The organism is Rhizorhapis sp. SPR117 (assembly GCF_021742065.1).
Window position 1 is genome coordinate 13,865 of the sequence record NZ_JAKKIE010000029.1, and the last position, 20,109, is coordinate 33,973.

At 64.1% G+C, this 20,109-nt stretch carries 25 protein-coding genes and 1 pseudogene; 19 read left to right on the plus strand and 7 right to left on the minus strand.

What is annotated here, in order from left to right:
- The first annotated feature begins 4 nt into the window (after positions 1-4).
- The 9 genes from L3X40_RS12235 to L3X40_RS12275 all read left to right on the plus strand — a co-directional run bounded on the left by L3X40_RS12235 (position 5) and on the right by L3X40_RS12275 (position 6,516).
- On the plus strand, positions 5-439 hold the full coding sequence (locus L3X40_RS12235) for a DUF4262 domain-containing protein (RefSeq protein ID WP_107396238.1): 435 nt from the start codon (positions 5-7) through the stop codon (positions 437-439).
- Between the two features lie 79 nt (positions 440-518).
- The gene (locus L3X40_RS12240; protein WP_107396239.1) at positions 519-845 is read left to right on the plus strand and encodes a hypothetical protein; all 327 of its coding nucleotides are present in this window, start codon (positions 519-521) and stop codon (positions 843-845) included.
- A gap of 90 nt (positions 846-935) precedes the next feature.
- Positions 936-1,229, plus strand: coding sequence for a hypothetical protein (locus tag L3X40_RS12245; protein ID WP_107396240.1), 294 nt, complete (start codon positions 936-938; stop codon positions 1,227-1,229).
- 285 nt (positions 1,230-1,514) lie between these two features.
- A complete protein-coding gene (locus L3X40_RS12250) occupies positions 1,515-1,787 on the plus strand; it encodes a type II toxin-antitoxin system Phd/YefM family antitoxin (protein WP_007015504.1) in 273 nt (90 codons plus the stop codon).
- Between the two features lie 142 nt (positions 1,788-1,929).
- Positions 1,930-2,193 carry a hypothetical protein gene (locus tag L3X40_RS12255; protein WP_237365922.1) on the plus strand — a complete coding sequence of 88 codons (264 nt, stop codon included), beginning with the start codon at positions 1,930-1,932 and terminating at the stop codon, positions 2,191-2,193.
- 61 nt (positions 2,194-2,254) lie between these two features.
- Complete coding sequence (locus L3X40_RS12260; protein ID WP_107396241.1) at positions 2,255-3,088, plus strand: NYN domain-containing protein; 834 nt, start codon at positions 2,255-2,257, stop codon at positions 3,086-3,088.
- A gap of 101 nt (positions 3,089-3,189) precedes the next feature.
- Complete coding sequence (locus L3X40_RS12265) at positions 3,190-4,401, plus strand: helicase HerA domain-containing protein (protein ID WP_107396242.1); 1,212 nt, start codon at positions 3,190-3,192, stop codon at positions 4,399-4,401.
- The gene (locus tag L3X40_RS12270; RefSeq protein WP_107396243.1) at positions 4,398-5,609 is read left to right on the plus strand and encodes a hypothetical protein; all 1,212 of its coding nucleotides are present in this window, start codon (positions 4,398-4,400) and stop codon (positions 5,607-5,609) included. The genes L3X40_RS12265 and L3X40_RS12270 overlap by 4 nt, the downstream gene beginning before the upstream one ends.
- An 88-nt stretch (positions 5,610-5,697) precedes the next feature.
- Positions 5,698-6,516 carry an N-6 DNA methylase gene (locus L3X40_RS12275; RefSeq protein WP_237365923.1) on the plus strand — a complete coding sequence of 273 codons (819 nt, stop codon included), beginning with the start codon at positions 5,698-5,700 and terminating at the stop codon, positions 6,514-6,516.
- On the opposite strand, the gene L3X40_RS12280 is transcribed toward L3X40_RS12275, so the two are convergent.
- Genes L3X40_RS12280 through L3X40_RS12290 form a run of 3 tightly spaced genes read right to left on the minus strand, consistent with a single transcriptional unit; the run spans position 6,513 to position 8,135 of the window.
- The gene (locus L3X40_RS12280) at positions 6,513-7,322 is read right to left on the minus strand and encodes a sulfite exporter TauE/SafE family protein (protein WP_237365924.1); all 810 of its coding nucleotides are present in this window, start codon (positions 7,320-7,322) and stop codon (positions 6,513-6,515) included. The two genes, L3X40_RS12275 and L3X40_RS12280, sit on opposite strands and share 4 nt — an antisense overlap.
- Positions 7,301-7,816, minus strand: a complete 516-nt coding sequence (locus L3X40_RS12285) for a rhodanese-like domain-containing protein (RefSeq protein ID WP_107396244.1) — start codon at positions 7,814-7,816, stop codon at positions 7,301-7,303. Before L3X40_RS12285 ends, L3X40_RS12280 begins: the two co-directional genes overlap by 22 nt.
- A 4-nt stretch (positions 7,817-7,820) precedes the next feature.
- Positions 7,821-8,135 (minus strand): ArsR/SmtB family transcription factor, encoded by a 315-nt coding sequence (locus tag L3X40_RS12290; protein WP_107396245.1) that lies wholly within the window; start codon positions 8,133-8,135, stop codon positions 7,821-7,823.
- 72 nt (positions 8,136-8,207) lie between these two features.
- Here L3X40_RS12290 and L3X40_RS12295 point away from each other — a divergent pair, with 72 nt between their 5' ends.
- The 3 genes from L3X40_RS12295 to L3X40_RS12305 all read left to right on the plus strand — a co-directional run bounded on the left by L3X40_RS12295 (position 8,208) and on the right by L3X40_RS12305 (position 11,255).
- Entirely contained in the window at positions 8,208-9,095 is an 888-nt protein-coding gene (locus L3X40_RS12295) for an MBL fold metallo-hydrolase (RefSeq protein WP_107396246.1), read from the plus strand.
- 117 nt (positions 9,096-9,212) lie between these two features.
- A complete protein-coding gene (locus L3X40_RS12300) occupies positions 9,213-10,082 on the plus strand; it encodes a helix-turn-helix domain-containing protein (RefSeq protein ID WP_107396247.1) in 870 nt (289 codons plus the stop codon).
- A gap of 36 nt (positions 10,083-10,118) precedes the next feature.
- Positions 10,119-11,255, plus strand: a complete 1,137-nt coding sequence (locus tag L3X40_RS12305; protein ID WP_237365925.1) for a GGDEF domain-containing protein — start codon at positions 10,119-10,121, stop codon at positions 11,253-11,255.
- A 14-nt stretch (positions 11,256-11,269) separates the two neighbouring features.
- Here the strand turns inward: L3X40_RS12305 and L3X40_RS12310 are convergent, their stop codons facing one another.
- The 3 genes from L3X40_RS12310 to L3X40_RS12320 all read right to left on the minus strand — a co-directional run bounded on the left by L3X40_RS12310 (position 11,270) and on the right by L3X40_RS12320 (position 14,092).
- On the minus strand, positions 11,270-11,761 hold the full coding sequence (locus L3X40_RS12310) for a MucR family transcriptional regulator (protein ID WP_107396132.1): 492 nt from the start codon (positions 11,759-11,761) through the stop codon (positions 11,270-11,272).
- Between the two features lie 293 nt (positions 11,762-12,054).
- Positions 12,055-13,476 (minus strand): IS1182 family transposase, encoded by a 1,422-nt coding sequence (locus L3X40_RS12315; RefSeq protein ID WP_124810494.1) that lies wholly within the window; start codon positions 13,474-13,476, stop codon positions 12,055-12,057.
- 166 nt (positions 13,477-13,642) lie between these two features.
- The gene (locus L3X40_RS12320; protein WP_107396134.1) at positions 13,643-14,092 is read right to left on the minus strand and encodes an RrF2 family transcriptional regulator; all 450 of its coding nucleotides are present in this window, start codon (positions 14,090-14,092) and stop codon (positions 13,643-13,645) included.
- An 87-nt stretch (positions 14,093-14,179) separates the two neighbouring features.
- Here L3X40_RS12320 and L3X40_RS12325 point away from each other — a divergent pair, with 87 nt between their 5' ends.
- The 5 genes from L3X40_RS12325 (at position 14,180) to L3X40_RS12345 (ending at position 18,664) form a co-directional block, all read left to right on the plus strand.
- Complete coding sequence (locus L3X40_RS12325) at positions 14,180-14,632, plus strand: group III truncated hemoglobin (RefSeq protein ID WP_107396135.1); 453 nt, start codon at positions 14,180-14,182, stop codon at positions 14,630-14,632.
- A complete protein-coding gene (locus tag L3X40_RS12330) occupies positions 14,629-14,922 on the plus strand; it encodes a DUF1971 domain-containing protein (RefSeq protein WP_012115018.1) in 294 nt (97 codons plus the stop codon). Before L3X40_RS12325 ends, L3X40_RS12330 begins: the two co-directional genes overlap by 4 nt.
- Positions 14,915-15,379: a hypothetical protein gene (locus L3X40_RS12335; protein WP_107396190.1), complete on the plus strand. Its 465-nt coding sequence runs from the start codon at positions 14,915-14,917 to the stop codon at positions 15,377-15,379. The genes L3X40_RS12330 and L3X40_RS12335 overlap by 8 nt, the downstream gene beginning before the upstream one ends.
- Before the next feature lie 18 nt (positions 15,380-15,397).
- Positions 15,398-17,701: a nitric-oxide reductase large subunit gene (locus L3X40_RS12340; RefSeq protein ID WP_124810493.1), complete on the plus strand. Its 2,304-nt coding sequence runs from the start codon at positions 15,398-15,400 to the stop codon at positions 17,699-17,701.
- 186 nt (positions 17,702-17,887) lie between these two features.
- Entirely contained in the window at positions 17,888-18,664 is a 777-nt protein-coding gene (locus L3X40_RS12345; RefSeq protein ID WP_237365926.1) for a Mom family adenine methylcarbamoylation protein, read from the plus strand.
- 21 nt (positions 18,665-18,685) lie between these two features.
- On the opposite strand, the gene L3X40_RS12350 is transcribed toward L3X40_RS12345, so the two are convergent.
- On the minus strand, positions 18,686-18,922 hold the full coding sequence (locus L3X40_RS12350) for an acyl carrier protein (protein ID WP_107396191.1): 237 nt from the start codon (positions 18,920-18,922) through the stop codon (positions 18,686-18,688).
- 239 nt (positions 18,923-19,161) lie between these two features.
- Here L3X40_RS12350 and L3X40_RS12355 point away from each other — a divergent pair, with 239 nt between their 5' ends.
- Together L3X40_RS12355 and L3X40_RS12360 are read left to right on the plus strand one after the other, a co-directional pair.
- Positions 19,162-19,404 (plus strand): hypothetical protein, encoded by a 243-nt coding sequence (locus L3X40_RS12355; RefSeq protein ID WP_107396138.1) that lies wholly within the window; start codon positions 19,162-19,164, stop codon positions 19,402-19,404.
- An 85-nt stretch (positions 19,405-19,489) separates the two neighbouring features.
- Positions 19,490-19,843, plus strand: a pseudogene (locus tag L3X40_RS12360) (hypothetical protein); the annotation flags it as partial.
- Positions 19,844-20,109 lie beyond the last annotated feature (266 nt).

The following is a 20,109-nucleotide window of genomic DNA, read 5'->3' on the forward strand; positions in this document are numbered from 1 at the left end:
TCTCATGATCGATGCTTCAGACTTCTACGCCGCCATCGAGCGCAACATCGCGCGGAGCGGTCAGCATCTCTTCCTGATCTTCGCCGACGGCGAGACGCCCGCCTTCGCCTACAGCATCGGGAACGCGCTGCAGGGCCTGCCGGAACTCCTGCTCATCGGCAACTTCTCGCCCCGCTTCGCCGGCTCGATCATCAACGAGCTCGGCCGGAAGATGCGCGACGCGCGCAGACCGCTCGAAGGCGACATCGACGTTGGCGGCCGCTTTCCTGCCCGCGTGCGGCAAGCCTCGGCCCAGGCCCGCCAGCGCTTTACGCTCCAGGTGGGGCGCTACCTTCGCCACGAGGAATATGACGTGCTGCAGGTGCTGCTCTGCGATCCGGACGGGGTCTATCCAGGCGAACCGGGCTGCGCGCCCGCCTACGACGTGCCGCTGGCCTGAAGTTCGCCGCTCGCCGCCCCCACACTATTGGCGAGGACCTACAGGAATCCCTCGGTGCAAAAGCGAAGGAGCTTCGCTCGTGAACCCCGCTCTCGCCAATGAACTGGCCGCCCGCGCCGCCGATGGCTGGCATCCCGTCACGCTCAGCGAAATCAAAGCGCAATTGCGCGGTCTGGGCTATGCGCTCGATCGCACGCTGGACTGCCGGTCCACGGCCCAGATCATGACCGGTCCACGTGCCGGCAAGACCTACCCTACGCTTTCGACCGGCATCAAGGAGGCCGACACCGGCCGCAGCGCGTTCCATATCGAGGCTCGGCGCGACGCCAAGTTTCGAGCGCTGCAGGAACTTCGCTTTGACGTCGGCCTCTATGCCGTCCTGGGCGGCGCGATCATGGATCTCTGATCCTGGGCCGATCGGTCCAGCATTCCCGGGACAAGGGTCGTCGAGCGCTTCGACCCTGGCCCACACCCCCAATTCCTCATCTGGAGACCGATGATGTCGGAGCCCACTCATTTCGTTCACGTCTATGCGACCGTCCGCGTCAAGATGGCCGTCACGGCCGCCAGTCACGAAGACGCCATGCGCGCCGCCGACGAGGCCCTGTTCGCCAGGGGATTCGGCGTGCGCTTGATCCCGATCGCCGAGGGCGCGCTCGACGCCGACTATGCCGAGGAAGTGACCGGCTATCTCGTCGACGAGGCCGGCGACACGGAATACCTGCGCAGCGCGAATTATGGCCACGACTATGCGCCCGACTGGGGCATGCGTAGCCGCTCGAGCGAATGACCTGAAAGCTGCAACATTCTCCCGCCAAAGCGGCGGTCAGGCTCCACAAACCCGCATCTTGACGATTTCCCGGATTTTCCCTATATTCCATATTACCGGGCAGATACGAGCCCTCATGATCCGGGAAAATCGTAAAACATAGTCGGGACGGTAAATCAGTACGAAGGCGCGACAGATATCCCAAGCGGTGGATCAGAAAATTCGGCCTAAATCGTTGGTAGTTATATCCGAACCTATTTTCGCACAGGCATCACTTCCGGACGTAGAGATTGGAGCCCAAAGCTCATGGCGAAGAGCATGGAAATCGTTCCTTCAGGTGAATTGCAGAAGCAATTCGGCCGCTACTCTGACGAGGCGATGATCCGTCCCGTCGGCGTCAGCAGGAACGGGCGGTTGCGTTTCGTCATGGTTCCTATTGACGACTATGAGCGCCTGCGTCGCCGTGAACGAGTTGCAGGCCGTGCGGAGGATTTGGATGAAGAAACCCTCGACGCGATCCGGGCCGTCGAGCCCGCGCCCGAGTGCGACGAAGCGGAAGCTCGACTTAGCGCTTCCTAAGCCGGGCGAGGTTATCAATTACAGCTATCTTTGGGAGTACGAATACAAGGACGGTCGCGACGAGGGCGTCAAAGATCGCCCCGTTGCCGTCGTGCTAGTCACCCAATCCGACGATGGGTTCGATCAAGTTCATGTCGTGCCCATGACGACCCGGCCTCCCACCCGTGGTCAGCAAGCGGTGGAAGTTCCCCAGGCAGTAAGACGTCAGCTTGGTCTCTCGGGCGAACGCTCATGGGTCATCGTCACCGAATGGAACAGGTTCACTTGGCCTGGTTACGACATACGGCCGGTGCGCGGCCGAGAGCCGTCGATAAGTCATGGCTTTCTCCCCTCGGGACTCTTTCGACAGATCCGCGATGCCCTGATCGCTGCGGCGATCGGACGACCTGTCGATCGAGATCTCTGAGGCCGTGCGCCGCGCACGACGATGAAAGGCTGCAAAGAAGCGAATTGGGGAGGTACTGAACGTGGACAATGAGGATCGCGCACGCGGCACATCGGATCGGCGCATCGCGCTTCTCATCGATGCGGATAATGTCTCCCACACGAAGATCGCGGCGATGCTTGCGGAGCTCTCCAAATACGGCACCGCGAACATTCGGCGTGCCTATGGCGACTGGGCCAAGCCGGGCCTCAAGGGCTGGACCGACAAGCTGCACGATTTCGCGATCCGGCCAATCCAGCAGTTCAGCTATTCGACCGGCAAGAACGCGACCGACATCGCGCTCGTCATCGACGCGATGGAACTGCTTTATACGCAAAAGCCCGACGCGTTCTGCATCGCATCGAGCGATGGCGACTTCACGCCGCTGGTCATGCAGCTCAAGGCCAATGGTCATGAGGTCTATGGCTTCGGCGAGCGCAAGACGCCCACGCCCTTCGTCAACGCCTGCACCACGTTCCTCTATCTCGATGGTCTCGAGGATCCGAGCCAGCCAGCGGCACCTGGCGAAGCCCCCGACACGCCTGTCGCGGCCAAAACCGAGACCAAAGCCAAGGCTAAGCCCAAGCCTTCGGCCGCCAAGGCCGCGGAAAAGACCCTGGCACAGAATACCAAGCTCGTGACGATCCTGCGCGGTGCCGTCGAAGCTTCCGCGCGCGAGGATGGCTGGGCGCTCATGTCCGCGGCGGGCAGCGCTGCGAAGCGCCAGGCCCCCATCGATCCTCGCAACTACGGCGTGAAGAACTTCACGGCGCTCTTCACCGCGACCGGGCTGTTCGAGATCCTCAAAGGCGAGAACGGACAGAGCTACGTCGCCGACAAGCGCAACAAGGATCGCACGCCACGTCCCGGCGGGTGATGCTCCCGGCGCGCCGATAGCGAACACAGGCGCCGAACGAGCAAAGGGAAGGGGGATCGAGTGGGCGGAGGCCAGACAGGCCGAGCCCAGGAGATCCCATCATGGCAACAGTCGTTTCGATCGACCCTTCCGCCGATCAATGGTCCGTGCCGATTGGCAAGCACAGCCGCGGCGCGCTCATGCTCAATCTCGAACGCCTGCTCGCGGGCCGCTTGCTGATCCAGGGCAGCAGCGGCGCGGGCAAGAGCCGAACCTTGCGCAAGATCATCGAGGAGGCCTTCGACTTCACGACCATCGTGCTCGTCGACCCCGAGGGCGAATTCGGCAATCTCGCCGCGCATATCGGCGCGACGTCGCTCAAGGGCTGCGAACTGACGTCGGACGGCCTGACGGCGGCCGCCGCGCGCGCGCGGCAACACCGGCTCTCGCTCCACGTAGATCTCACCGATCTCGACCCCGACCAGCGCATCATCAAGGCGGCCGCCCTGTTCGCCGGGCTGATCGGCGCGCCGCGCGAGCATTGGAGCCACACCGTCCTCGTCTGCATCGACGAGGGCCATCTGCTCGCGCCGCATCATGCGGGATCGGCCCGTGACGCGGAGACCCGCCGCCTCGGTGTCGCAACGCTCACCGACCTGTGCGCCCGCGGCCGCAAGCGCGGCATCGCGCCGGTCATCGCCACCCAGCGCCTCGCTAAGCTCTCCTCCTCGGTGATTTCCGAGCTGCAAAACTTCCTGGTCGGCCTCAACGTCTTCGACCGCGACATCGCGCGCGCCGCCGACCTGCTCGGATTCTCCGCCAAGGAAGCCGACCGGCTGCGCAAGCTCGCGCCCGGCGAATTCTTCGCCATGGGTCCGGCCATGTCTCCGCTCCCCGTCCTGGCCCACATGGAAGAGACGATCACCGAGCATCTCGGGGCGACACCCCGGCTGACCGCCGCCGCCGCGATCGACAGCGACGAAGCCGAAAGACTGCTCGACCTCTCCGCCCTGCGCGAGGTTTCGAGCGGCGGCCGTGACACCACGCTGACCCTCAAGGGCACGCGGGCGCTCGACGCGTTCCTCCTCGATCCATCCGCGCCGCACGCGGCCTCGATCATCGGCGCGCTCAAGCGCATCGCCCCCAACGCAACCACGGCAGACGACCTCTCCGGCCACCTCGGCTGCCCACGCGAGGCCATCGACAATGCGCTCGACATGCTGGCTGCGATCGCGGCAGTCGATACCATGCCGCGCGGGGAGGACCGCATCGCCCGGCTGCACGCACGGCTCAGGGCCAAGATCAGCGACATACCCGTGGTGGCGCTCGCATGAAGCCGCTCGATCTGGGCGCCGATGTCGTCGAGCTCGCCGCCGCGCCAGGCCCATTCACCCGACCCCAGCCGCTGCGCGAAATGGCCTATCGTGCCGATGCCTGGACGCCGGCCGAAACCGAACGGCTCCGGACGCTCTTTCTCGACGACACCGCGATCGCCGACATGGCCCTTGCGCTTGGCCGGGGCAGGGCGGCGGTCGCCGAACGGATCGCTCTGCTCGGGCTTCGTCGCAACTCGGCAAGGGCCTGGACCGAACTCGACGATGGCGAGCTGACCCGCCGCTATGGCGGCGAACCGACCGCGACCATCGCTTCCGATCTCGGGCGGTCCTGTTCGGCGGTCTATGCCCGTGCGCGGATTCTCGACCTGACCGAGGGCAATCCTCCCGAATGGTCGCCCTGGGAAGATGCCCAACTCGTCGAAGGGTATCGCCGCGGCGTGCCGCTTACCCAGATCGCGACGCTGATCGGCAGACCCTTTGGCGGCCTGTCGAGCCGGGCCGGCACCCTCGGGATCGTCCATGCGAACCATCCGCCCGATTGGTCCGCACAGGAAACGGCGCGCGCGCTGGAGCTCGCCGAAGCAGGCCACCGCTATACCGCGATCGTTGACATGCTTGCCGGTGAGGGCTTCCCGCCGCGCACCATCCGGGGCTTCGGGCTCGCGATCCGCAAGCTCGGATACGGCCGGGGCTGGGGTCGGGCCTGGACGCCCGAAGAAGACGCACTCCTCCAGAAAGCCTATGGCGAGGGCACCAGCCTGACGCCGCTGCGGCGGCAGCTCGGCCGCACATCCGGCTCGCTGCGCCACCGCGCCGAATATCTGGAGCTGCGCGGTCGTCATGCCAACCGCAACGGATGGCGCGTCGGTCCGGACTGGACCGATGCCGAGGAGACGCGGCTGCGCGCGGACTATGGCCGTGTTCCGACCAAGCTTCTTGCCGCGCGCATGGGCCGGACCAAGGCTGCGCTCACCTCGCGGGCAAGCAGCCTCGGGCTCGTCCACGGCTACATCCGGCCGTTCAGCGACGAGGAAACGCGCGCCCTCGACATCGCTTTCCGCACCGGGGTTTCGATCGCGGATCTCGCCGTCGCTCTCGACCGCAAAGCCATGTCGCTCAGCAAATATGCGACCAACCACGGCTACCAGTTCGGGCGCAGGCCGAGACGCACCGTGACACTGGAGGCCCTGCTCGCCGCGGCGTGATTCCGCCGCCGCCAGCCGGCTTTCTCGGACCATTCACTCAGACAAAACGCATCCGCTTGCCCAGCGGGCCTGCGCTCGGGAAATCCTCATGCCGCCCCAGGATCGATACATCAGGAACGTCCTCAAGCTGTTCGAGGCCCATGGCCATCGCCACGATTGCTACACGCTGTTCTCCGATTGCATGGAGCTCATCGCGATCAGCATCTCGAACAGCGTCGACATCCGTTCGCGCGACCATCGGGAGGCACGCTATCTCGAGATCGTCGGCCGCTATGATCGCCCTACGGTCGAGATGTTTCCGCGTATCCTGGGCGAGATCACCATGGCGCTGGAAACCGCGCCGGGCGATGTTCTGGGCAGCATCTTCACCGCGCTCGAGATCCACAACAAGAGCCGGGGCCAGTTTTTCACGCCCTATCCGGTCTGCCAGATGATGGCCGAGGTCACGCTTGGCGATGCCCAGAGCGCCCGGGCGTTGATCGCCGACAAGGGCTATGTCCGCGCGATGGAGCCCGCCTGCGGCGCCGGCGCTATGGTCATCGCGCTCGCCCAGACGATGCTCGCCGCCGATATCAACTACCAGCGCCATCTTCACGTGACCGCGGTCGATATCGACCCGCGCGCGGTCCACATGGCCTATATCCAGTTCTCGCTGCTCCACATTCCGGCCCACGTCATGGTCGGCAACTCGCTCAGCAACGAGGTTCGCGAGCACTGGTTCACCCCGGCCCATATCCTGGGCGGCTGGGGTGCCCGGCTTGCCAGCCAGCAGCCTTCCCGAAACGAGCCGATATCGGGAGGGCCGGTGGAACCGCGCGCCGGCCCACTGCCTCGCTTGCCGCCCCCGCAGCCCCCCGCACCTGTAGCCGCGGCACCAGTCCGTGCCGAGCAGCTCAGCCTGTTCTAGCCCCAGGCGTTCTTCGCCGCCACATAGCTGCCGACCACGATTACCACCGCGGCGAAGACCTTTTCGAGCAGGCCCTTGTGCGCCGACAGGCCCCGGCCCGCGGCGATGCCGATCGCCGATCCGGCCATCCCGCCCACGACGAGCAAGGCTGCGATCCGACAATCGACGAGGCCGGACAGCGCGTAGGACGCCGCCGTGGTCAGCCCGAGCGCGGAAACGACCACCAGCGACGTGCCGACCGCGATCTCGACCGGCATGGCGGTCGCGGCGATCAGGGCCGGAACGATCAGGAAGCCGCCGCCGATCCCGAAAAAACCTGCCGCCAGCCCCACGCCGAGCCCGGCCGGGACGAGACGCGGCAGGAGTTCACGCGCGCTGGCGCGCGTCAATCGCACCCCTGGAAACTCCGGTCGTCGCCGCTTGCGCAGCATCGACAACCCGACCCCGATCATCACCAGCCCGAACAACGTCAGCAGGCGCCCCCCGTCGAACGCCTTCCCGGCCTCGGCGCCGATCGCCGCGCCAACGACCCCCGCCGCCGCGAAGACACCGGCGCAGCGCCATTTCACATTTCGCGCCCAGGCATGCCCGGCGAGGCTCGCCAGCGCATTCGCCGTCACGCCGACCGCCGCGGTGCCGATCGCCATGTGCGGCGAGCGAAGCCCGACCGCGTAGACGAGGAGCGGTAGTGCGAGGATCGAGCCTCCGCCTCCGACCAGTCCCAGAACGAGGCCGATCAGAACGCCCGAGCCGAGCGCGGCAAGGTCGCCAAGTCCCACCAGGATCAGGCCAGTCCGCGGTTCCACGGCATCCGCCGGAAGAGATGGGCGAGCCCGCACCAGCCCGTCGCTCCGGCGAACATCAGTCCGGTGCCGACGAAAGCGGACAGCAGCAGGAAAGCCGGTATGACGAACACCCCCAGCACGACCCCGAGCAAGACGAGGCTGCCGGCGGCAAGCTGCACCTGGCGTCCGATCTCCAGGGGCTGCCCGCGATCGATCACGGTCTCGAAGCCGCTCGCCTTCCACGCGTCGAGCCCGCCATCGAGCACATGGCAAGGCGCGCCCTTTGCCGCGGCCTCCAGGGCCGGTCCGCAGCCCTTCGTTCGCATTCCCGACCGGCAGTGGAAGATCAGCGGTCCGCTTGGCAGGGCCTGCGCGCCGAGGTCGGCGAGCGGAAGGTTGACGGCGCCCTCAATGCGCTCGCGCGCATATTCGTCCCTGCCTCGCACATCGATCAGCGTGGCTCCGCCCTGCAGGGCGGCACGCGCCTCAGCGGGGGTCATCGATCCGACGGCCATGGTCTCACTCCTTGCAATATAGGTCGTAGAGGCTCGCGAGCAGCGCCTGGACGCGCGGATCGGCGATCCGGTACCAGAGCGTCTGGCTCTCGCGCCGGAAGCTCACCAACCCCTCGTCGCGCATCCTCGCGAGATGTTGGGACAGCGCGGACTGCGACAGCCCGACATCGACCGCCAGATCGCCGACGGTCCGCTCGTCATGCTCGACGAGCTTGCATAGGACCATGAGCCGGCGACCGTTGCCGATCGCCTTCAGCACATTGGCTACGCCCTCCGCCTTTCGCTCGAAGCTGGCGAGATCCATCGGCGCTTTCAGCATCGCAGCTCACTCCATTAGGAGTTGCTAATGTAGCAGATGCTTATATATTAGCAACAGCTAATGGAGGTCCGAATGCACGTCGATCCCGTCATCGAAGCCTTTTTCGACGAGGCGACCAACACGGTCAGCTATCTCGTGGCCGACTCCGGGACCGGCATGGCTGCCGTGATCGATCCGGTGCTCGATTTCGACATGGCGAGCGGGGAGGGCGATGTCCGATCGGCCCAGCGGATTCTCGATCGAGTGCATGAGAAGGGCTGGCGGATCATCGCGGTGCTCGAGACCCACGCGCATGCCGATCATCTCTCGGCGGCGCCTTTCATCAAGGCCCGCACCGGCGCGTGGGTCGGAATCGGCGAGCATATCCGCGACGTCCAGCATATCTTCCGGCCGGTCTTCGCACTGGACGATCTCGTCCCGGACGGTCGCGACTTCGACCGGCTGCTGCGCGACGGCGAAACCTTCGCCGTCGGCGATCTCACCATCGAGGTGCTCCACGTCCCCGGCCATACGCCTGCCGATCTCGCCTATCGGATCGGCCCCAACCTGTTCGTCGGCGACACGCTGTTCATGCCGGACTATGGCACGGCGCGCGCCGATTTTCCCGGCGGCGATGCCCGCACCCTCTTTCGCTCGATCCGCCGCGTGCTGACCCTCCCCGACCAAACCCGCCTGTTCATGTGCCACGACTATAAGGCGCCCGGCCGCGACGACTATCGTTGGGAGACGACGGTTGGCGAGCAACGCCGGGCCAACGTCCATGTTCACGACGGCGTCGATGAAGACGCATTTGTCGCGATGCGCGAGGCGCGCGATGCCACCCTGGCGGTGCCCCGGCTGCTCCTCCCTTCGATCCAGGTCAACATTCGGGCCGGCCGCTTTCCAAAGGCGGATGCCAACGGCGTCAGCTTCCTGCGCATCCCGGTGAAAGACCCGCGTCACGTCCTGACGCTCGTGTGAATACCGGCCTGTAACGCTGCTCGAAACACCCTCCGACTTGCCCGCCACTATGTTCAATAGTGCTCACTTTGGCCGCAATTTTTGTAGCTTTCCGCAATAATCGCGCTATGGGGCCGCATGAATTCCAAGGACACGCTTCAGCTTGATTTCACGCGGTCGCACCGGCGACCCGTGAGCCCGGAACCGCGCTCCTGGCGCGGGTTTCGGGCCGAGCGGATCGTGCTCGATTCCGACGAGCCCTATGAGTTCCGGACGCTCGGTGCGACCCACTATCTCGCCCTCCACGACATGCGGCTCGACGACGGCGAACTCTACATCGATGGCCTGTCGCCCGTGCGCCGGACCGATCTCCGCGACACGCTCACATACGCGCCGCGCGGCTGCACCCTCGCGGGCTGGGCCAAGCCGCGCCCCGGCCCGAACAGCTTCACAGCTTTCTATTTTGAGCCGGAACAGGCGGCCGACGGCCTCGACGCGCGATATGCACGGCTCGACCCGCGCCCCTTCGCCTATGCGCGCAACGCTGCGCTCTGCGCGACCATGAACAAGATCAAGGACGTCGTCTCTTCCCCCGATGCCGACAGCCTCTATGCCGAGGCGCTCTGCCTGACGGCCGCAATCGAGATACTCGGGGTCGAACAGCCCGCGACGCTGGGTCAGTTGACCAAGACCCAATTGGGCCGGGTGACCGACTATGTCGGCGCCAATCTCCACAGGCCGATCAGCCTCGACGAACTGGCCGGCGCGGCCGGCCTCAGCCGATCGCACTTCTCGCGCGCGTTCAAGGCGACGACCGGGCTGGGGCCTTACCGCTTCGTCACCGGCCGGCGGATCGACCGCGCACGAGCCCTGCTGGCACATAGGGACGGGCCGGGCATCGGGGCGATCGGCCAGGCGGTCGGCTTCGCGAATGCCGGCGTCTTTCGCCGCGCCTTTCTGCAATCCATCGGCATGACACCCCAGCAATATCGCAAGGAGCGATGCTGACCGGGGGGCATTCAGTTACGCGTTCAAGGGGGGACAGTGACCACAGACAGTTCATCAGGCTCGTTGCTCGGCTGGCTCGGCTTTCGCGGTTCGCGCGCTGGGGACAAGACCGGCGCCGCGGCGGCAGGGCGCGGCGGCAATCCCGCCACCAACATATTCCAGCAGGCACGCGCGCATCTGCTCGACGAGATCGGGTCATTCCTGCTTGCCTACGAGCTCGACATCACGCCGAATAATCTGATGGCCGCGCATGGGGCCTTCTCCGGATCCAATCCGGGCTTGGCCCGCCAGATCGCGCATCAAGTCGCCTCCGGCATAGGGATTACCCAGCAGTGGCTCGATGAGGTCACCGCCGCCGACCAGGTGGTCGACAAGCATGACGGAATCGAATTCCTGATGACCAAGCTCGAGACGACGCTGGAGAATTTCTCGAAGAACACGACCGCCGCTCGAAGCGCCACCTCGGACTATAGCGACGAACTCGAGCAGCACGTCGCCGAACTGGTTCAGGTCCAGGAAACCGGCCACATCATTTCGAGCCTTGCCGATCTCGCCAAGGCGATGCTCGAACGCACCCGTCACCTCGAGGCGGACATGCGTCGCAGCGAGGACGAGGCGAAGACGCTGCGCCGCAACCTCGAAAAAGCCAAGCGCGACGCCGAGGTCGACCATCTCACCGGCCTGCCCAATCGCCGCGCCTTCGAAACCGTGCTCGATCGCGAGCACAAGGAGGCCAGGGCCGCGCTAGACGCGCTCGTCGTCGCCTTCTGCGACATCGACCATTTCAAGCTGGTCAACGACACCCATGGCCACGACGCCGGCGACCGGGTCCTGCGGCTCATCGCCGAAATGCTTTCGGAGATCTCCGGCGACAATTGCCATGTGGCTCGCCATGCCGGCGAAGAGTTCGTCATGCTCTTTCGCGGCGCGACCCTCAGCGAGGCCAGATCGCGCCTCGACGATGTCCGCGAAAATCTCGCGGACCGCAAGCTGGTCAACCGCAAGACCGACGAACCCTTCGGGCAGATCACTTTCTCCGCCGGTGTCGCCGACGTGTTCGACTTTCCCGATCCACGATCCGCGCTCAAGGCCGCCGATGAGGCGCTCTACGCGGCCAAGCAGGGCGGCCGCAACCAGATCTGCCTTGCCGAAAAGCCCGCCCAGGCGGCCTGACGGCCGCCAGTTGCCTATTTCGGGGGCTGATCCTCGCCACCCTTCGGGCGGCCACGCCGAGCGGGCGCCCCCTTGGTAACCTTTGCTGGAGCCGAGGCCGTCCTGGGCTTGCGTCCGAGCCCGATGCTCTTGGCGAGCGTGCGCCGCTGTTCGGCATAGTTGGGCGCGACCATCGGATAGTCCGCCGGAAGGTTCCACTTCGTGCGATAGTCGGCCGGCGTCATCTGATAGTGCGTCATCAGGTGACGCTTGAGCATCTTCAGCTTCTTGCCGTCTTCGAGGCACACGATGTAGTCGGGCTTGATCGAAGCGCGCACAGAAACGGCGGGTTCCTGCCTCGTTTCCGCTGGTGCATCGGTCTTGCCAAGACCGCTCAGTGCCTCGTGAACATTCCTGATCAGGGCTGGAAGATCCGATACCGACACGCTGTTGTTCGTCACATGCGCGGCGACGATGTCGGCGGTCAGGGTAATCAGCGTGCTGTCGGTTTCGGACGCGTCGGTCATGTTGATCTGCTTTCTTCGAAGTCAGGAAAGCCCCGGACGCGCACTCGCTACCGGGATCGCGGCGCCTTGTGAAGCACGCAGGCCCTTAAAACGTCGTTCGCCTCTCCCAAAGGACTTGCCGAAACGGTTATCGGCGGCGGCGATACCGGCAACATCTCCGAGCCCGAAATAATTGCGCGATCACAGGAAAGAAGAGGGAATGGGTCGGGATGACAAGTTGGGGGGCGAAGCACCCCAGGCTGTGCAAAAACTCATTCGTCTAATCCGCCGCCGCCAGCACCGCGACGCGCGCCTCACCCCGCTGGCGTCAGTCGCTCGGCACCGAAGGCATTTACTGCATGGAGGATGTTGAAGGCGACAATCGAGAGAGCCGCTTCGGCCTTTACCGCTCTGAGACCTCGCGTGAGGAACCTTCCGCCGCCGGACATCCGTTTAATCGTGCCGAAGGGGTGCTCTACAGTACATCGGCGGGTCACCATCAAGCTCGGATCCGCGTAGATTCTGGCCTCCATACGATCCAGCGCCGCCTGGTCGAACAACCGATGGATGGTCCGTTGGGCGCCGGACGTGCATCGGCTCTTCAGCCGACAGTCTTTGCATGCAGACGTTCTATATCGGATCGCACGGTTGCGGGTATGTTTGCCGGATGGTCTCAACGTCTTGCCGGCGGGGCACCGGATTGTGTCGGTCTCCTCATCATACACGAACTGCGCTGGCCGGAAAAAATCGGTGCTCATGGCACCGCGTTTGATCGGCGCCGCGACCTCAATATGGTCGCGCTCGCATTGCGCGACCGCCTGGGCGTTGGAGTAACCGCCGTCGGCCAGGACTTTGAGCTCGTCAACCTCAAGCACCTCCATCGTCGCCATTGACATTGGATGCAGGAGCTGGCTGTCGTTTGCCTCGTTGGTCACGTCGTGATGTATGATCAGGCCGCTATCTACATCGACCACGCTTTGCATGTTGTAGCAGGGTGTCTTGGGAGAACGTCCATAGCCCATCGGCCGCGCGTCGGACTCGCCAAAGACCAAAGCCGTCTCGTCGCGATCCTTCAGGATGTCCTGCCGGCGCACGAGCCTGTCCTTGCGGCGCCCGAGGGTCTCGATCGCAGTGGTGAACGCCTCCCGATGTTTGGGCTGATCGTCGAACCCCTGGTCCACTGCCTCATCTATGATGTCGAGCCGCTCAAGGTAGTAGGCGATCTCCTTTTCGGTGTGCGCAACGTCACGGGCAAGCCGGTCGGCGCCAGCGATGTTCTTTGAGCTCGCGACCGCGCGCATCTTCGTCCCGTCCAGCGCGACCAATCGACCGCTGATCAAGCCGGTTTCGCGGCAGAACTGGATGAATGCAGCGCTGGCGCCGACAATGGCTTCCGGATTGTCATGACGAAAGGAGGCGATCGTTCGGTAATCGGGGGCAAGCCGGCGCATTAGCCAAAGCGCTTCGAGGTCGCGGACACACGCTCGTTCCAATTGGCGTGAGGACCGAACCTGGTTGAGATAGCCCCAGATGTACAGCCGGAGCATATCGCCTGGATGGTATCCAGGGCGGCCGGTGACCGCAGCGATAGCGCGACCGAAGCCAAGCTCAGCCAAGTTCAAGCTGGTAACAAAAGCATCGACGACTCGGACCAATGCGTCCGGGGAAACATAGTCATCAACACAAGGAGGAAGCAGGCTGACCTGATCTCGCGCGAGTCCCTCAATAAAACTCATGCACACCCCGGCGCGGAAGATGGGAAGATAATTGGATTCTACACTGACAGGTTCATGAGTAAAAGCTTGTTATTGGCTTTGAACATCTGCGCCAGGTGGCGTAATAACTCATTACAGATGTTGCGGGCTTCCGAGAAGGATCAGGTCAGAAGCGCCGGGTTCTCCGTTACGTCGAAGCAGTGGCCGCTTGCGCGTCGAGCTGCCACCCGTAGCTTTTGGAATCCGGTACGAGATCGGCGATGGTGAACTGATCGAGGTGTCGCGCGAAAGCTTCCAGCGCGCCTGCCAAGGCATGGCGCAAGCCGCATGCGGGCGTCACGACGCAGCTGTTGGTCGCCGCGTCGAAGCATTCGACGAATGTCCCGGTGTCTTCCATGATGCGCATGATCGAACCGACGTTCAGGGCATTGGCGGGCCGCGTGAGCTTGAGGCCCCCGCTCCGGCCCCGCACACCCTCGACAAATCCCTCCGCGGCCAGTCGCTGCGCCACTTTCATCAGATGGTTCTTCGAGATGCCATATGCGTGTGCGATCTCGGCGATCGAATGGTGGCCGTCCTTCACGGCCAGGAACATCAATGTGCGAAGGGCATAGTCGGTCTGGACGGACAATCTCATAAAAGATGCATATCATATATTGGTTTTATCCGCCAAGGCGCGTAAACCATGCATAGGAAATTCATCTTAATCGAGTCGAGGCAGGCAATGACGTCGAACCATGCCGAGCAGGCGCGGGCGCGCAAGATGGCGGATGCGCTCGCCTGCGGGATCGATGATGCTTTCATCTCGCGGCTCGTGGAGAGGTTCTACGACACCGTCCGGCAGGACGACATGCTCGGTCCGATCTTTGCTGAACGCATCGGCGACTGGCCGCATCATTTGACGCGGATGAAGGATTTCTGGGCCTCGATCATGCTCGAATCCGGTCGGTTCAGCGGCAATCCGATGCGCAAGCATATCGCGATCGGCGAGCTTGATGAGGCGCATTTCGCGCGCTGGCAGTCGCTTTGGGACCAGACGCTTGACCGTATCGCGCCGAACGCAGCGGTCGCGGACCGGTTTGGCGAAGCGGCGCAACGCATTGGCGAGAGCTTGCTGACCGGCATCAAGATCGACCGGGGCGGTCTGGCCGCCATTTCCGCGAGGGCCGCGTCGTGACACCGGTCCCCTACGGCGCATCGCCGATCTTCGATGAGCAAAGCCTACCCGACGCGCTGCGCAACGATCATCGCACCAAAGCAGGCACCTGGGGCCTCCTGCGGATGCTGGAGGGCGAAGTGCGGCTCGTTTTCGTCGATCCGCCGAGCGAGCAGCTCGTGACGCCCGACAGGCCCGCGATCATCCCGCCGCAAGCAACCCATCATGTCGTTCCGCTCGGCCCCATGACGATGCAGGTCGAGTTCTACCGGGAACGCCCAGAGCTTGTCGAAGACGCGGACCGTGGATGACTTCGCCCTTGCTCGCACGGTGCATGTCATCGCGGTCCTGTTCTGGATAGGCGGCGTCGGTTTCGTCACCTGGGTGCTGATGCCGACGCTTAAGGCAACGGAACTGCCGCAGGATCGCTTGCGCCGTTTTCAGCAGATGGAGGCGCGCTTTGCCTGGCAGGCACGCGTGTGGGTTCTACTTGCCGGCGCAAGTGGCCTGTGGCTGGTGGCGCGCGCCGATCTGTGGAGCCGCTTCCTCGACGGCCGGTTCTGGTGGATGCACCTGATGGTCGCGCTCTGGACCGTGTTTGCGCTGATGTTGTTCGTCATCGAGCCGCTGCATCTCCATCGCCGCCTCGGCAATACACAGTCACCAGAGGCGGATTTCGCTCGAATGATCCGGCTGCATCAGTTATTACTTGCAGTCAGCATCATAACAATTTTGGGCGCGGTAGGCGGTAGTCACGGACTATTCTGAACAGAGGGGGTTTGGGGCATGAAGAGCTATCAAACGACATTCAGCATCAAAAGGCTGTGGATCATCCTGTCGGTCGGCATGGTGGTCATGTTCGGAATCCTACTGTTGCTCGGGCAGCAGATCTACCAGCAGGCGCCGCCCATTCCCGAAGCAGTGAAGTCCCAAAGCGGCGAGACATTGTTCACGCGCGCGGACATCGAGACCGGCCAGAATATCTGGCAGTCGATCGGCGGCATGGAGCAGGGCTCGATCTGGGGCCATGGCAGCTATCTGGCGCCCGACTGGAGCGCCGACTGGCTGCACCGCGAGGCGGAGGCACTGCTCGCCCTATCGGCCACTCCGCTCCCCGCGGGCGTGTCCCCCACGCAGGCGGAAGCGATGCGAAAGGCCGCGCTGCAAGAGGAAATGCGCAGGAACAGCTATGACCCCGCGTCCGGCGCTATCACGGTCAGCGACACCCGCGCGCGCGCAATTCGGCAGGTGCAGCAGCATTTCGTCAGCCTGTACGATGGCGGCGATCCTGCCTCGCTTAAGCTCCGCCGCGACTATGCCTTCCCGGTCTATGGCGAGCTGTCGGCCGCGGAAGCCCGGCAGCTTACCGCCTTCTATTTCTGGACGGCCTGGGGGGCGACCACCGATCGTCCGGGCCAGAACATCACTTATACCAGCAACTGGCCGCACGAACCCCTGGTGGGCAATAGCCCAACCACCGGCACTCTGTTGTGGAGCCTTGCTTCGGTCATCCTGCTGCTTGCAGCGGCAGGCGCACTCATCGCCTATTACGCCAAGCAGTTCGACGTCTGGCGCGGCGACATCCTGCCCGAGGGCGGCATGGCGACCTCTGATCTTCTGGGACAGGCCGTAATCACACCGTCGATGCGGGCTACCGCGAAATATTTCTGGGTCGTCTGCGCGTTGTTCGTGGGGCAGGTGCTGCTGGGCATTGTCACCGCTCATTATGCGGTCGAGGGACAAGGGCTCTATGGCCTGCCTTTTGCAGAATATCTTCCCTACACGATCACCCGCACATGGCACACGCAACTCGCGGTGCTGTGGATCGCCACGGCATGGCTGGCGACCGGGCTCTATGTCGCGCCGATGCTCGGGGGACGCGACCCCAAGTTCCAGCGGCTCGGCGTCAATTTCCTGTTCGTTAGCCTGCTGGTCATCGTCATCGGCTCCTTTGCCGGGCAATGGGCGGCCGTCCACCGCTTCTTCACCAGTCTGACGGCGAATTTCTGGTTCGGGCATCAGGGCTATGAATATGTCGATCTCGGCCGCTTCTGGCAGATCTACCTCCTGATTGGCCTGTTCCTCTGGGTGGCGCTGGTAGTGCGCGCGCTCTGGCCCGTGCTGCGACGGGAGGGCGGAAAGTCCCTCATCTATCTCGTGCTGGTGTCAGCGCTCGCCATCGGGCTGCTCTACGGCGCGGGGCTGATGTGGGGCCAGCATACGAACATCGCCATCATGGAATATTGGCGCTGGTGGGTGGTGCATTTGTGGGTCGAGGGCATTTTCGAAGTCTTCGCCACGGCCATCATCTCGCTGCTGTTCGTCCAGATGGGCATCCTGCGAACCTCCACCGCCACCGTGATGGTGTTGTTCGCAACGATCATCTTCCTGTTCGGCGGGGTGCTCGGGACCTTCCATCACCTGTATTTCAGCGGGACGCCGACGTCGGTGATCGCGGTCGGCGCGATGATTTCGGCGTTGGAAGTGGTGCCGCTGCTGGTGGTCGGCTTCGAAGCCTATACGCGGCACAAGGTCGAGCATGAAGCCGAGTGGGAACGGATTTACCACTGGCCGTTCATGTTTTTCGCCGCCGTCCTGTTCTGGAATCTGGTCGGCGCCGGCCTGTTCGGCTTCCTCATCAACCCACCGATCGCGCTCTATTACATGCAGGGGTTGAACACGACGGCGAACCATGGCCACGCCGCGCTGTTCGGCGTCTATGGCATGCTCGGCCTGGGGCTCACGCTCTATTGCATGCGTGGATTGACCGACGTCACGCGATGGAACCTGAAATGGATCAGGATCTCCTTCTGGTCGCTCAATATCGGCCTTGGAATGATGACCTTCCTGTCGCTGCTCCCGCAGGGCATCCTGCAAACTTATGCCAGCATCGAGCACGGCTATGCCTATGCGCGCTCAGCGGAGTTCATCCATAGCCCGATCATGCAGGCGCTGGTCTGGGCAAGGGTGCCCGGCGATGTCGTGTTCGCATTCGGCGTCTTCGCGTTCGCATGGTTCATGGTCCAGGCGTTCATGCACGGCAGGAAGCCGACTCCAGAAACGGTGGCCATTCCAAAGCCGGCGCTTTAGATTCGCCACTCCGCTTCCCGGCTGCACCCCGGTTTTCAACAGACGGCCGGCTAATTTCGGGCGTTGGTCGCTCTCGGCCAACGCCATTTGCCCGTGAAACGGCTTCAGGATCGCCGGACAGGCTTGCCCGCTCCGTGGGTTTTAGCACAGCCTGACCCCCGACACCCCCTCATCTCCGAGGCCGGCATGGACACATCGCGCAGCCAGCGCTGGCGGGAACGGCGCGCCCTCTGGGCCACCGATTTCCGCCTCATCAATCCCCGAGCCTATTGCGTCGACATCATCGATCACGGCCTGGCGCGCGCCTTTATCGCCGAGCATCACTATCTGCCCACTTATCCCGCGGCACAGGTCGCCGTCGGCCTCTTCGGGCGCTGCGCGCGGCTCGAAGGCGTCGCCGTCTTCGCCGTGCCCGCGACCGCTGCCGTCATCGCTCGCCACACCGGGTTCACCGACCCTGCCAGTGGCACAGTGCTCGCCCGGCTGATCCTGCTCGACAGTGTCCCGCAAAATGGCGAGAGCTTCTTTTGCGCGCGCGCCTTCCGGCTGCTGCGCCAGGCCCGGCCCGGGATCGAGGCCGTCGTGTCCTATAGCGACCCCGAAGCAGGCCATATCGGCCGCGTCTATGCCGCCTTGTCCGGCGCGCACCGGGGTACCACGCGGCCGCGCATCGTGCTTCGTGCCGGCACCCGCACCATCTCCGATCGCACGCTTTCGAAGATCAGGCTGCGCGAGCGCGGCATGGACGGCGCGATCGACCAGCTGGTCCGGCTCGGCCTTCCCGGTCCAGGCCTCCGCGAGGATCCTGCCGCGTGGCTCCAGCGCTTGCAGACCGAACAACTGCTGACCCGACACCGGCACGCGGGACTCTACACCTACTGCTTCGAGCTCACCCGCGATGCGCGTCGACGTGGCCTGACGCTGCCGAGGCTTCCCTATCCTAGGATCCTCCCGGCGGCGTGATTCTAGCGCGGGACCCTGGTCTCAGGCCTTGGCTTTCTCGAGATAGGCAATCGCCTCGCCGACGGTCTGAATCGTCTCCGCGTCGGCGTCTGGTATCGAGACCCCGAACTCCTCCTCGATCCGCATGACGAGCTCGACGACGTCGAGGCTGTCGGCGCCCAGATCGTCGATGAAATGGGCATCGGGAACCACCTTCTCGCGATCGGCACCGAGCTGATCCGCCACAAGCTCGGTCACCTGATCGGCTATGTCACTCATCAGCTTGGTCTCCATGGTCTGCGCGTTCCGAGGTTCGAGGTCCGGGATGCCGGCGATCCATCGATTCCGGCATCGTTTCGTACACCGCGAACCACACGGTAGCGCTACGTAGAGTTACGGTTCCGGCGCGAGCGATCGCCCGGTTTCGTGCCCTTCAGGGAGACCTCTCCGCGCTCATCCTTGCCGCCATCTCGCCACGCGGCCCCGCGGTTATCCATCGCGTAAGCAGGAGCATTGTGATGCATGTCGATTTCGAAATCCACGGAAGTTTCGAGGTGCCCGTCGGAACCCAGCCGGTCGAGGGACTGCCGAACCTCTTTCGCCTGCCGACCGGCGAGATCGTGTCGGTTCATCCGGTGATCGAAATGGCCAGCGCCGATACCAGCGACGACCATCACGATCTGACCACCTCCGAGGCGGCCGCGATCGGAGTCCATCTCGATCTCTACGATCGTGAGTCCAGCCTGCAGGACGCCGACTGACGTCGCGACATCGGCGACAAGTGACTGGGAGGAGAGGGGGAGGGCGTTCGGCGCGCAGATGGACTGCGCGAGAACGGAGCACCCCATGCTGGCCGCCCAACCCCGCGACATCGACTATATCCGCGTCGCCGAACCAGCGCCGGTCGTGCTCGCCTATGGCATCGGCGTTGACAGCACCGCGCTGCTCGTCGAGCTGGAGAGCCGCGGCACCCCGCCCGACCTCGTCCTGACCGGCGACCCGGGCGTCGAGAAGCCCGAAACCTACGCCTATAAGCAGATGATCGCCGCCTGGATGGCCGCCCGCGGCATCCCTTACGAAACGGTGCGCTACACGCCGCGCCGCTTCAAGCATTGGCCGCCCTATTACGACCTGCTCGCCAACGTCCTCACCAACGCGACGCTGCCGAGCATCTCGCTGGGGCGTCATTCGTGCAGCTTAGGTCTACCCATTGAAACTGTCTCCTTTGCGCGCGATGAGGGACGGGCCGACCGCCGCGCTAACCCAAAGAGCTGGCGGTGGTCGGCCCGTCCCTCGCGTCGCGCAGCGACGCTTAAGCGTCGCATGAGGCGCCGCACAAAAATGCCGCGCTTGTTATTCAAGCCATTCGTTTCCGAATCGATTTCTCTAGCGGAACGATGGCCGCCTCTGTAGAAGGTCGGAGAACAAAAGGGGGCCTTATGGCGCGGCGCGTTTCTTCAGTTTTC